Here is a 13088-nt window from a genome sequence, read left to right as displayed (position 1 = left end):
ATATTTTGCACAATGAGCAGTGCCAGCCTGTCCGATCTCGACGCCTTCGTGGCGGTGGCGCGCGCCCGCGGCTTTCGCGGGGCGGCGGTGGCGCGCGGGGTGTCGCCCTCGTCCCTCAGCGCGGCGGTGCGGCGGCTGGAGGCCCGCATGGGGGTGCGCCTGCTCAACCGCACCACCCGGAGCGTCACGCCCACCGAAGCCGGCGAACGGCTCATGGAGCGGCTTGCGCCGGTGCTGGCCGAGGTGGAGGGCGCGCTCGACGCGGTGAACGCCTTCCGCGACAGCCCCACCGGCACCTTGCGGCTCAGCGTGCCGAGCGCGGTGGCGCGCGTCATCCTGCCGCCGATTATCACGCCCTTCCTCGCCCGCCATCCGGGCGTCGCGCTGGAGGTGTCAGCGGACGACACCTTCATCGACGTGGTGGCAGGCGGCTTCGATGCCGGCATCCGCTACGACGAGCGGCTGGAGCGGGACATGATCGCCGTGCCCATCGGCCCGCGCGTGCAGCGCTTCGTCACCGCCGCCGCGCCGTCCTATCTGGCGCGCCACGGACGGCCCGAGCATCCCGACGACGTGCTGAAGCACGCCGCCCTCCGCCACCGCTTCGCCAGCGGGCACATGCCGATATGGGAGTTCGAGAAGGCGGGGGAGATCGTGAAGGTGCGGCCGGAGGGGCGCATCATTGCCTCCAGCATCGACCTCAAGGTGGCTGCCGCCGAGGCGGGGCTCGGCCTGATCCACAGCTTCGATCAGCTGCTCAAGCCCTCCATCGAGGCCGGTCGGCTGGTGCCGGTGCTGGAGGACTGGGAGCAGGAATTCCCCGGCCCGCGCCTCTATTTCCCCAGCCGCCGGCTGATGCCGGCGCCGCTGCGGGCCTTCGTGGATTTCGTGAAGGCCGGGAGTTCGTGAAGGCGGAGCCCGCCCCGCAGTGAGGGCGGGCCGCCCGGGTCAGATGTTGATCTTCACCGATGCGCCCTGCTTGGCGCAGCGGGCGGTGACGCCATTGCGGTGGACCTGCGGCGCCCTGGACATGGATTGCACCGACTGGCCCATGCACCCCGGCGCCCCCGCGCCGGCTCAGATGTCCAGCATCTCCTCGCCCGCGAAAGCCGCGCGCTCGGAGATGAAGGCGAAGCGCGCTTCCGGCTTGTTGCCCATGAGGCGCTCCACGAGATCGACGGTGGCGGCGCGCTCGGCATCCTCCACGGAGACGCGCTGAAGCGTGCGCGTCTTCGGGTCCATGGTGGTTTCCTTGAGCTGCGCCGGCATCATTTCGCCGAGGCCCTTGAAGCGTCCCACTTCCACCTTGCCTTTGCCGGTGAATTCCTTCTTCAGCAGCCGCTCGCGGTGGGCGTCGTCGCGCGCATAGAGGGTCTTGGCCCCCTGGGTGATGCGGTAGAGCGGCGGCACGGCGAGGAAGAGGTGGCCCTCCTCGATCAGCTTCGGCATCTGGCGGAAGAAATAGGTGACGAGGAGGGAGGCGATGTGCGCCCCGTCCACGTCGGCGTCGGTCATGATGATGACCTTCTCGTAGCGAAGGTCGGTCTCGCGGTAGTGGGTGAGCGTGCCGCAGCCCAGCGCCTGGCCGAGGTCGGCGAGCTGCTGGTTGGCGGCGAGCTTGTCGCGGGTGGCGTTGGCGACGTTGAGGATCTTGCCGCGGAGCGGCAGCACCGCCTGCGTCTTGCGATCCCGAGCCTGCTTGGCCGAGCCGCCGGCCGAGTCGCCCTCGACGATGAAGATCTCGGAGCCCGCCGCCTCGGTGTTGGAGCAGTCGGCGAGCTTGCCAGGCAGGCGCAGCTTGCGCACGGCGGTCTTGCGGGAGACCTCCTTCTCCTGCTTGCGGCGCAGCCGCTCCTCGGCGCGGTCGATCACATGGTCGAGCAGGCGCGAGGCCTGCACGGGATTGGCGGCCAGCCAGTGGTCGAACGGGTCGCGCAGCGCCTGCTCGACGATGCGGGCGGCCTCGGCGGTGGCGAGGCGGTCCTTGGTCTGGCCCTGGAATTCCGGCTCGCGCACGAACACGGAGAGCATGGCGGCGCAGCCGGTGATCACGTCGTCGCCGGTGATGACGGAGCCGCGCTTGCCCTGTCCGGCGCGCTCCGCATAGTCCTTCAGGCCCTTGAGCAGCACATTGCGCAGGCCGTTCTCGTGCGTGCCGCCATCGGGGGTCGGGATGGTGTTGCAGTAGGAGGAGATGCCGCCGTCGGCGTCCGCTACCCAGGCCACCGCCCATTCCACCGAGCCGTGCCCACCGGTCTTCTGGATGCGGCCGGCGAAGATGTCCGGATGCACCAGCGTGTTGCCTTCGAGATCGGCCGCCAGATAGTCCTTGAGGCCGCCGGGGAAGCGGAATACCGTCTTCTCCGGGATGTTCTCGCCGGCCTTCAGCAGTTCCGGGTCGCACGCCCAGCGGATTTCCACGCCGCCGAACAAGTACGCCTTCGAGCGCGCCATGCGGAACACGCGGGCCGGCTCGAAATGGGCGCCGGCGCCGAAGATTTCCGGATCGGGATGGAAGCGCACGCGGGTGCCGCGGCGGTTGGTGATGCGGCCGACTTCCTTGAGCGGACCCTGCGGAATGCCCCTGGAAAAGCTCTGGCGATAGAGGGTCTGATTGCGGGCGACCTCCACCTCCAGGTCGTCGGACAGCGCGTTCACCACCGAGACGCCCACGCCGTGCAGACCGCCGGAGGTCTCGTAGACCTTGCTGTCGAACTTACCGCCGGCGTGGAGCGTGGTCATGATGACCTCGAGCGCCGACTTGCCGGGAAACTTGGGGTGCTCCTCAACCGGGATGCCGCGGCCATTATCCGAGACGGTGAGATAGCCATCGGCGCCGAGCTGCACCTCGATGAAGGTGGCGTGGCCGGCCACCGCCTCGTCCATGGAATTGTCCACCACCTCGGCGAAGAGGTGGTGCAGCGCCTTGGAATCGGTGCCGCCGATATACATGCCCGGCCGGCGCCGCACCGGCTCCAGCCCTTCCAGCACCTCGATATGGGCGGCGGTGTAGTCGCCAGCCATGGCGGGCACCACGGCGGCCTTGCCGCGCGCGCTCTCCTTCGCGGTCGTTTCCCGCGCAGGCGACTTGCTGGCACCGCGCGGGCGGGCAGCGAAGAGATCGTCGGAATTGTCGGATTCGGACATGGGACTCTGAGGTCGGAGGTTTGGGCGCCAGATAGCAGAACGGCAGGGCCGGCGCGAATCGGGACGCCGCCGCGGCCCCTGCTTTCCCCAGTGTGACAGAGCCGGCGGGCGAGGGGAACAGAATGGCAACAATTGAGCCATGCCCGCCCGCGCTCGACGCCGCGCCTCTCCTCTGGCTTCATGCGCGCGTGAACATAGCCGTGCCGAATCGCCTCTTCCTCGACGTCGCCCGCTCCGCCACCGGCCGCACCTGGCGGGAGCGCTTGGACGTGCGCGGGGGGCAGACGGCCCTCGCCATGGCCCAGCGCTTCGGCATCAGCGAGCTTCTGGCCCGCGTGCTCGCCGCCCGCAACGTGCAGCTGGACGAGGTGGAGCGCTATCTCGACCCCTCCATCCGCACCCTTCTGCCCGATCCCGATACCCTCACCGACATGCCCGCAGCCGTGGCCCGCCTCGCCCGCGCGGTGACGACCGGCGAGCAGGTGGCGGTGTTCGGCGATTATGACGTGGACGGCGCCTGCGCCACCGCCCTCATGGTGGGCGTGCTGCAGGCCGGCGGGCTCGACCCGTTCTTCCACATTCCAGACCGCATCTTTGAGGGCTACGGCCCCAACGTGCCGGCCATCGAGCAGCTCGCCGCGCGCGGCGTGACGCTGCTGGTGACGGTGGATTGCGGCACGACCTCGCTGGAGCCGCTCGCCGCCGCTCAGCGGCATGGCATGGATGTGGTGGTCATCGATCACCATCAGGCGGGGGAGACGCTACCCCCCGCCACCGCCATCGTGAACCCGAACCGGGAGGACGACCTCTCCGGCCTCGGCCATGTCTGCGCGGCGGGGCTCGCCTTCGTCGTCGCGGTGGGCCTCGTGCGGGCGCTGCGCCAGAACGGGCATTTCAATGCCGAGCGTCCGGCGCCGGATCTGCTGGACGCCCTCGACATCGTGGCGCTGGCGACCGTGGCGGACGTGGTGCCGCTCATCGGCCTCAACCGGGCGTTCGTGGCGAAGGGGCTCATCGCCATGCGCCGGCGCACCCGCATCGGCCTCACGGCGCTGATGGATGCCGCGCGGCTCGACGGGCCGCCCCGGCCGTTCCATCTCGGCTTCCTCATCGGCCCGCGCATCAATGCCGGCGGGCGCATCGGCGAGGCGACTTTGGGCGCGCGTCTGCTGCTGACGCAGGACCCCGCCGAGGCGCGCGGCATCGCCGCCGAGCTGGACCGCCTGAACGCCGAGCGGCAGGAGGTGGAGCGCGCCATCCTCGCCGCCGCCGAGGCCGAGGCGCATGCAGCGCTCGGCATCTCGGAGGAGGGCGCCGTGGTGGTGGTGAGCGGCGAGGGGTGGCACCCCGGCGTCGTCGGCCTCGTCGCGGCGCGGCTGAAGGAGCGCTTCCAGCGCCCGGCCTTTGCCATCGCCTTCAATGGGGAGACGGGCACGGGTTCGGGCCGCTCCATTCCCGGCGTGGACATCGGCCGGGCGGTGCGCGGGGCGGTGGAGCTGGGATTGCTGGTCAAGGGCGGCGGCCATGCCATGGCGGCCGGCCTCACCGTGGAGCGCCGCCAGCTCGGGGCGCTCCGCGCGGAGCTGGAGCAGCGCCTCGCGCCGGATGTGGAGCGCGCCCGCGCCGAAGGCACGCTCTCCATCGACGGCGCGCTGACCGCGCGCGGGGCGACGGTGGACATGGTGGAGACGGTCTCCCGCGCCGGCCCGTTCGGCGCCGGCAACCCCGAGCCGGTGTTCGCATTTCCCGGCCACCGCATCAGCTACGTGGAGAGCTTCGGCGCCGGCCATGTGCGCGCCCGCATCTCCTCGCCGGACGGCACGACCCTGAAGGCCACCGCCTTCCGCTGCGCCGAGGAGCCGCTGGGCCGGGCGCTTCTGGCCGCGCGCGGGCGCAACCTGCATGTGGCCGGGTGCCTCGACATCGACACCTGGCAGGGTGAGACGCGGGTCGCGCTGCGCATCCGCGACGTGGCCGAGGCCGGATGAGGGTTCTGCCGTGAAGGTGCTTGCGTGAAGGTGCTGCTCGCCGTCCTCCTCTGCTTCAACGCCGGCTTCGTGGATGCGGCGGGCTTCGTCGCGCTCGGCGGTCTGTTCGCGGCCCATGTGACCGGGAATTTCGTCACCATCGCCGCCTCGCTGGCCCATGGGGAGGCGCCGTCGCTGGCGAAGGTCCTGGCGCTGCCGGTGTTCGCCATCGTGGTGTTGTGCGCGCGGGAGCTGAGCCTGTTTCTCGCCCGGCGGGGGCGGGACGATTTCCGCATCCTGATGGCGGCAAAGCTCGTGCTGCTCGCCCATGCGGCGCTGGTGGCGGTGCAGAACGGGCCGTTCTACGACCACGACGCTCCCGCTGCCGTGATGATGGGCATGACGCTGGTGGCGGCCATGGCGCTGCAGAACGCGCTCCACCGCACCCACCTCACCGACTCGCCGCCCTCCACCGTGATGACGGGCACGTTCACGCAGGTGCTGGTGGACATCGCCAATCTCTTGCGACCGCTGGAAGGTACCAACATTCCCGCCACCCGCGCCCGTCTCGGGCGGATGAGCGCCTACCTCGCCGCCTTCCTCTTCGGCTGCCTCTCGGCCGCGCTGCTCTATCGCGCGGTGGGCATGTGGTGCCTGTTCGTGCCCACCTTCGTGGCGGTGGCGGAAATCTTCACGCTGGGGCCGGACCCGGCGCCGCAGAAGGACAAGGCGTAATCCTGCGCCTCAGCGCTCTTCCGATACCCGCAGCGCCGTCCGCCCGGTGATCTTTCGCTTGCGCGGCGCGGGCTTCCCATCGGCCGGCGCGGTCTCTATGGGGGCGGCGGGCGCTGGAGCTGCCGCCTTGCGCGAAGAGGCCTTCTTCGCCGGCTTGGCGGCCGGTGCGCGGCTGCCGTCGGCCAAGGCAAGCAGCGCCTTCACCCGGTCGCCGGGCTGGGCGAGGGCAGGGGCGTGCGGATCGACGCGGGTGAGCAGCGCCTTGGTCTTGGGCGCGGGCACCCCGTCCAGCGCTTCGGCGAAGGCGGCGGGGCCGAGCAGGGCGCGGATGGCGCGCAGGGCTTCAAGATCGGTGCCGTCAGCCACGAGCTGGGCGCGCGCGATCTCGTTGACCGCCTTGCGCGCGAGGTTGCCGCCGGCCGGAAACAGGCTGGCCCGGCCGCCGATGGCCGCGAGCAGAGCGAAGAAATCCGAAGTCTCAGCCATTGAGCCGCCTCCGCGTCTCGTTCACCAGATCACGCACGGCGTCCACCGCGTTGTACCATTTCTGCTCGAAGGAGGGGGCGTAGGGGAAGTTCTCGGGGTCCATGGCCCGCTCGATGGCAGCGAGGTTGCGGACCTCGGTGTCGAAGATCTCGTAGACCGCGCCGTCCTCTGCCGCCTCTTCCCGCAGGCTGATGAGGGTGTCGCGGTGCTGGATCTTCTGCGCATGCACCCGGCTCGCCAGCACCAGAGGGAGGCGCTTGGGCTGGGGCAAGGCGGAGCGCGTGACGTGGGCGTTCTCCCACACCGAGGCGCGGAAGGCGTCGAAGCCCAGCGTCGAGAGATAGTCCGGAATGGTGGGCACGATCACCATGTCGGCGAGGCGGATGGCCACTTCGGTGAAGGCGGAGATGCCCGGCGCGCAATCGAACAGCACCACGTCATAGTGCGCGCGCAGGTAGCCGAGCGCCTCGTCGAGCACCTTCAGCGACTGGCCCTCCAGCGAGCGCAGGCCGTAATTCTTTTCTGCCAGCCTGAGCACGATCTCGCGCTCCAGGAGGCGCAGGCGGGGGCTCGCCACCACCATGTCGATGGCCAGCTCCTCACCCGCCTTCATCACGTGGCAGATGTGCGGCGTGACGTATTCGGCAATGGATTTGCGGTCGCCGTAGAGCAGCCGGTCGGCGAGGAAGGACGTGACCGACTGGCGCCGGTCGAGGATGGCGCGCAGCTCGTCGTCATGGGCGAAACAGTAGGAGGCGTTGGCCTGGGCGTCGAGATCGACCACGGCCACCCGCGCGCCCTGCTCCGCGAAGCCCTCCGCCAGCATGACCACGGTGGTGGTCTTGCCCACGCCGCCCTTCATGTTGGCGACGGCGATCACCTGCCCCCCGGCATCCGCCATCTCTGCACCACCCCTGCCAGCCAGCTCATGCTGCGCCGCAACCTAAAGGCGATGCTGCACCTGCTCAATAGAGGCCGGTCAAATAATAGAAGCCGATCACGAAGAAGGCCGCGGTGGTCTTGATGATGGTGACGGCGAAGATGTCGCCGTAGGACTGCCGGTGCGTTAGCCCGGTAACGGTGAGCAGCGTGATGACCGCGCCGTTGTGCGGCAGCGTGTCCATGCCGCCGGCGGCCATGGAGGCGACGCGGTGCATCACCTCCAGCGGGATGCCATAGGCGTGCGCTTCGGCGATGAATTGCTGCGCCATGGCCCCGAGCGCGATGGAGAGCCCGCCCGAGGCCGAGCCGGTGATGCCGGCCAGCGTTGTCACCGTGATCGCCTCATTGATGAGGGGATTGGGGATGGAGGTGAGCGCCGCCTTGATGACGAGGAAGCCCGGCAACGCCGCGATGACCGCGCCGAAGCCGTATTCTGTCGCGGTGTTGAGGCCGGCGAGCAGCGCGCCGCCCACCGCTTCCTTCGAGCCGCCGGCGAAATGGCCGGCGATGGCCCGGTAGCCGAACGCCACCACCGTGAGGATGCCCAGCAGCAGGGCTGCCTCCACCGCCCAGATGCCGGCCCATACATGGGTTTCGACGCTCACCGCCGGGCCGCCCTCCACCAGCGTCGCGCTTGCCTGCGGCCCGAACCAGCCGGGGATGTGCCAGGCGAAGAACAGATTGGCGAGCCCCACCACCACCAGCGGCAGCACGGCGAGCAGCGGCGGGACCGGGGGAACGCTGTCGTCCGGCAGGCTCTCGTTGATGTGGCCGGTGCCATAGCCCTCGCCGGCGCGGTGGGCCTGCATCCGGCGGAATTCCAGATAGGCGATGCCCGTCACGAAGATGAAGATGGAGCCGACAACGCCGAGGATGGGCGCCGCATAGGCCGTGGTGCCGAAGAAGGCGGTGGGGATGATGTTCTGAAGCTGCGGCGTGCCGGGCAGCGTGTCCGCCGTGAAGGAGAAGGCGCCGAGCGCGATCACCGCCGGCAGCAGGCGCTTGGGGATGCCCACCTGCCGGAACATCTCCGCCCCGAAGGGATAGAGCGCGAACACCACCACGAACAGCGAGACGCCGCCATAGGTGAGCACCGCGCCCACCAGCACGATGGAGACGATGGCCCGCGTCGGCCCCAGCAGGTTCACCACCGCCGAGACGATGGAGCGCGAGAAGCCGGCGAGCTCGATGAGCTTGCCGAAGATGGCGCCGAGCAGGAAGACCGGGAAGTAGAGCTTGATGAAGCCCACCATCTTTTCCATGAACAGGCCGGAAAAGATCACCGGCACCGCGGCCGGATCAGTGAGCAGCACCGCGCCGATGGCGGCGACGGGGGCGAACAGGATGACGCTGAAGCCGCGATAGGCCACGAGCATCAGGAAGAAGAGCGCGGCGAGGCAGACGACGAAGCTCATGGCGGTCCATCCGGCGCAGGGTGGGTGATCCCTCAAGCGGGACAGTAATGCGCCCTACGGCCGAGCACCAGCTTCGGAAATCATAAGAATTGTTGCACTGCAATGGTTTGCCGCCGCCCCCGCGTGCGGCGGGGCGGCCTCATTCCCTGCCCCTATCGCGGCGCGACCCGGGCGTGACCGGTCGCGCCGCTGCACCCGCTCAATAGAGGCCAGTGAGATAATAGAAGCCGATCACGAAGAACACCGCGGCGGTCTTCACCAGCGTGATGGCGAAGATGTCGCCATAGGCCTGCCGGTGGCTCAGGCCGGTCACGGCGAGCAGGGTGATGACGGCGCCGTTGTGGGGCAGCGTGTCCATGCCGCCGGAGGCCATGGAGGCGACGCGGTGCAGCACCTCCATGGGGATGCCGGCCGCATTGGCCTGGGCGATGAACTGCTCCGCCATGGCCGCGAGCGCGATGGACAGGCCGCCCGAGGCCGAGCCGGTGATGCCGGCCAGCGTGGTCACGGTGATGGCCTCGTTGACCAGCGGATTGGGAATGGCCGACAGCGCCGACTTGATGACAAGGAAGCCCGGCAGCGCCGCGATGACCGCGCCGAAGCCGTATTCGGTGGCGGTGTTGAGGCCCGCGAGCAGCGCGCCCGACACGGCATCCTTGGAGCCGGTGGAGAATTTGCCGGCGATGGATTTGAAGCCGAACACCGCGACCGTGAAAATGCCGAGAAGCAGCGCGGCTTCCACCGCCCAGATCGCCGCCCAGGTGCTGGTCGGCACGCTGACGGGCGCCGCGCCCGGAACCAGCGTGGCGGTCGCCGTGGCGTCGAACCACTGCGGGATGAGGCGGGCGAAGATCAGGTTGGCGATGCCCACCACCACCAGCGGCAGCAAGGCGAGAATCGGGGAAACGAGCGGCACGGTGTCGTCCACCACCACCTCGTTGAGGTGGCCGGTGCCGTAGCCCTCGCCGGCCTTCGCGGCCTGGCGGCGGCGGAACTCGAGGTAGGACAGCCCCACCGCGAGGATGAAGGCGGTTCCCACGAGGCCCAGGATGGGCGCGGCATAGGCGGTGGTGTGGAAGAAGGTGGTGGGGATGATGTTCTGGATCTGCGGCGTGCCGGGCAGCGTGTCCATGGTGAAGGAGAACGCCCCGAGCGCCACCACCGCCGGCAGGAGCCGCTTGGGAATGCCCACCTGCCGGAACATTTCCGCGCCGAAGGGATAGACGGCGAACACCACCACGAACAGCGAGACGCCGCCATAGGTGAGCAGCGCGCCCACGAGAACGATGGAAAGGATGGCGCGGCCCGGCCCCAGCAGCTTCACCACCGCCGAGACGATGGACCGCGAAAAGCCGGACAGTTCGATGAGCTTCCCGAACACCGCTCCCAGCAGGAACACCGGGAAGTAGAGCTTGATGAAGCCGACCATCTTTTCCATGAACAGGCCGGAAAAGACGACCGGCACCGCGGCCGGATCAGTGAGCAGCACCGCGCCGATGGCGGCGACGGGGGCGAACAGGATGACGCTGAAGCCCCGATAGGCCACGAGCATCAGGAAGAAGAGCGCCGCAAGGCAGACGACAAAGCTCATGGGATGAATCCGGTGGAGGTAAGAAAGCGATCGGACCGGACACTAGTGCGGCCCGCGACCGGACACAGCTTGTCCATTGGTATGGGGGTCCTGATGGCCACTTGCACCGCCCGCTTGGCGGCTGTTGCTACGGCCATGGTCCTGCCGAGGTGGCGGCTGATCCGCGTGATTGGCATCGCAGATACAAAAAGGCCGCGCCTGATGAGGGCGCGGCCTTTTCGCGTCAGGTCGGGATCACGGCCTCACGGCATCAGTGCGATCTGCTCCAGCCCCTCGGTCTCGGGGAAGCCCATGACGAGGTTCATGTTCTGCACCGCCGAGCCGGACGCGCCCTTCACGAGGTTGTCCAGCGTGGAGATGATGACGGCCCGGCCGGGCACGCGGTCCGCCACCACGCCGAGGAACACCATGTTGGACCCGCGCACGTGGCGCGACTGGGGCACCTGGCCGAAGGGCAGGACGTGGACGAAGGCCGCGCCCTTGTAGAAATCGGTCAGGATGCGGTGCAGGTCCTCGGCGGTGGCGCCGGTGGTGCGCACATAGATGGTGGCGTAGATGCCCCGGTTCATGGGCGAGAGCACCGGCACGAACATGGGCCGCACCGGCCGGCCGGCGGCCTTGGAGAATTCCTGGTCCAGCTCGCCCATGTGGCGATGGCCGGAGACCGCATAGGCGTGGATGCCCTCCGACACCTCGGAGAACAGCATCGCCTCCTTGGCCGAGCGCCCGGCGCCGGACATGCCGGTCTTGGAATCGATCACGATGCTCTCCGGCTCCAGCGCGCCGGCTTCCAGCAGCGGCACGATGGGCAGGATGGCGGTGGAGGAATGGCAGCCGGGATTGGCGACGAGGCGCGCCTTCTTGATCTCGTCGCGATAAATCTCGGCGATGCCGTAGACGGCCTCCTTCTGCAGCTCCAGCACCTGATGGGGATGGCCGTACCATTCCTCATAGGCGCCGGGATCGGAGAGGCGGAAGTCGGCGGAAAGGTCCACCACCTTCACGTTCGGCGCCGCGTCGAAGACCTTCTTGATGACCAACTGCGTGGTGGCGTGCGGCAAAGCGCAGAACACCACGTCCACGGCGGTGAAATCCACCTCGTCGATGGTCACGAGCTTCGGCAGCGGGAAGGGCGCGAACTGGGGGAAGACCTCGGCCATGGACTGGCCGGCCTTCCGATCCGCGGTGAGCGCGACGATCTCGACGCGCGGATGGCGCAGCAGCAGGCGCACCAGCTCGGAGCCGGTGTAGCCCGAGGCGCCCAATACCGCGATCCTTGCCTTTGCGTCAGACATCTTGCTCTCCCGAGGGTCTCCCGTCGCCCGGCCGCAGCCGGCGAACGGGGCCAAGGTGCTTACACCCAATCCCACGTCAGGGAAACGACAGGCGCGCGCATGTCCGTTCCGCGTTCAGCGGTTTTCCCTCTCCCGCCCGAACTCGGCTGCTGCCGAGTTCGGTTCGTGAAGGTCGAAGTCGGCAGCAGCCGACTTCTATGGGAGAGGGTGGATCGCGGCGACGCCGCGAGACGGGTGAGGGGGGCTGGCGCGGCCGTCCCATAGCGGGGTGCGCGGAGCGAGTACCCCTCACCCCCGACCCCTCTCCCGCAGGGGGAGAACCGGGACCGTCATTGCCCGGCTCGTCCGGGCAATCCACGGCTGGACCGGGGCAGGTCTTCGTACATCTCTTCGTACATCCAGGCTGCGGACGGGTGGATCGCCCGGACGAGCCGGGCGATGACACCGATAACCAGCACCGGTCTCTTTCCCAAAAAGGGAGAGAAAGGTGCCCTCAAGCCAGGCCGAACTTGGAGAAGTCGCGGTGCTCGGTGGCGATGCGGCGGACGGTGCCGGTGGCGGCGCGCATGACGATGGTGTCAGTCGAGATCACGTCCCGGCCGAAGCGCACGCCCTTCAAGAGCGCGCCGTCCGTCACCCCGGTGGCGGCGAACAGGCAGTCGCCGCGCACCATCTCGTTCAGCTTGTAGATCTTGGAAAAGTCGCTGATGCCGAGCGCCTTGGCCTGGGCGCGCTTCTTCTCGGTGTCGAGCACGAGGCGGCCCTCCATCTGCCCGCCGATGCAGCGCAGCGCGGCGGCGGCCAGCACGCCCTCGGCGGCGCCGCCGAGGCCGAGATAGATGTCGATGCCGCTCTCGTGCGGGTTGGCGGTGTGGACCACGCCGGCCACGTCCCCGTCGGTGATGAGCTTGATGGCCGCGCCGGTCTTGCGCACCGCATCGATCAGCGGGCCGTGGCGCGGCCGGTCGAGGATGAGGGCGGTGACGTCGGAAGGCGGCACGCCCTTGGCCTCGGCCAGCGCGCGGATGTTGTCCTGCGGGCTCTGGGAGAGGGAGACGATGCCCTCGGGATAGCCCGGCCCGATGGCGATCTTCTCCATGTAGCAGGGCGGCATCTTGAGCAGCGAATCACGCTCCGCGAGCACCAGCACGCAGAGCGAGCCCTCCATGTTCTTGGCGCAGAGGGTGGTGCCTTCCAGCGCATCGACCGCGAGATCCACCTCGGTGCCGCCGCGCCCCAGCGTCTCGCCGACGAACAGCTGGTCGCACTCGCCCTCGATGCCCTCGCCGATCACCAGCGTGCCGGAGACCGGGATCTCGTTCACCTCGCGGTGGCAGACGGACATGGCGGCGATATCGGCGGCCTGCTCGTCGCCGTGGCCCCGCAGGCGGGCGGCGGCGACGGCGCAGCGCTCCATGGCCTGGGCCATGTCGAGGGCGAGACGGCGGTCGAGCACTTGAGGCGTCCTCTGGGTCCGGGCACCGCTCATGAGGTCGGTCCTTCTGGTTCT

The 13088-nt window shown here is 69.1% G+C and carries 10 protein-coding genes; 3 read left to right on the top strand and 7 right to left on the bottom strand.

Annotated features, from left to right (window positions below):
- Positions 1-12 precede the first annotated feature (12 nt).
- Entirely contained in the window at positions 13-909 is an 897-nt protein-coding gene (locus ACT535_RS04955) for a LysR family transcriptional regulator (protein WP_476363540.1), read from the top strand.
- A 168-nt stretch (positions 910-1077) separates the two neighbouring features.
- Here ACT535_RS04955 and parE read toward each other — a convergent pair whose 3' ends face one another.
- Entirely contained in the window at positions 1078-3147 is a 2070-nt protein-coding gene (gene parE / locus ACT535_RS04950; protein ID WP_476363539.1) for a DNA topoisomerase IV subunit B, read from the bottom strand.
- Between the two features lie 122 nt (positions 3148-3269).
- Between parE and recJ the strand changes: the two genes are divergently transcribed.
- Both recJ and ACT535_RS04940 read left to right on the top strand, forming a co-directional pair.
- A complete protein-coding gene (recJ, locus tag ACT535_RS04945) occupies positions 3270-5135 on the top strand; it encodes a single-stranded-DNA-specific exonuclease RecJ (RefSeq protein ID WP_476363538.1) in 1866 nt (621 codons plus the stop codon).
- Positions 5136-5159: 24 nt separating this feature from the next.
- Positions 5160-5849: a YoaK family protein gene (locus tag ACT535_RS04940; RefSeq protein WP_476363537.1), complete on the top strand. Its 690-nt coding sequence runs from the start codon at positions 5160-5162 to the stop codon at positions 5847-5849.
- 9 nt (positions 5850-5858) lie between these two features.
- Here ACT535_RS04940 and ACT535_RS04935 read toward each other — a convergent pair whose 3' ends face one another.
- The 6 genes from ACT535_RS04935 to glpX form a co-directional block, all read right to left on the bottom strand.
- Positions 5859-6335 carry a hypothetical protein gene (locus ACT535_RS04935; protein WP_476363536.1) on the bottom strand — a complete coding sequence of 159 codons (477 nt, stop codon included), beginning with the start codon at positions 6333-6335 and terminating at the stop codon, positions 5859-5861.
- Positions 6328-7236: a ParA family protein gene (locus tag ACT535_RS04930; protein ID WP_476322764.1), complete on the bottom strand. Its 909-nt coding sequence runs from the start codon at positions 7234-7236 to the stop codon at positions 6328-6330. Before ACT535_RS04930 ends, ACT535_RS04935 begins: the two co-directional genes overlap by 8 nt.
- Positions 7237-7300: 64 nt before the next feature.
- The gene (locus tag ACT535_RS04925; RefSeq protein ID WP_476363535.1) at positions 7301-8692 is read right to left on the bottom strand and encodes a GntP family permease; all 1392 of its coding nucleotides are present in this window, start codon (positions 8690-8692) and stop codon (positions 7301-7303) included.
- Between the two features lie 199 nt (positions 8693-8891).
- Positions 8892-10283 carry a GntP family permease gene (locus tag ACT535_RS04920; RefSeq protein ID WP_476363534.1) on the bottom strand — a complete coding sequence of 464 codons (1392 nt, stop codon included), beginning with the start codon at positions 10281-10283 and terminating at the stop codon, positions 8892-8894.
- Positions 10284-10525: 242 nt separating this feature from the next.
- Positions 10526-11578 (bottom strand): N-acetyl-gamma-glutamyl-phosphate reductase, encoded by a 1053-nt coding sequence (argC, locus tag ACT535_RS04915; protein ID WP_476322755.1) that lies wholly within the window; start codon positions 11576-11578, stop codon positions 10526-10528.
- A gap of 493 nt (positions 11579-12071) precedes the next feature.
- A complete protein-coding gene (glpX, locus tag ACT535_RS04910; RefSeq protein ID WP_168458216.1) occupies positions 12072-13067 on the bottom strand; it encodes a class II fructose-bisphosphatase in 996 nt (331 codons plus the stop codon).
- Positions 13068-13088: the final 21 nt, after the last annotated feature.

The organism is Xanthobacter sp. DMC12 (genome assembly GCF_056314105.1).
This window is presented reverse-complemented; position numbering and strand designations above follow the sequence as displayed.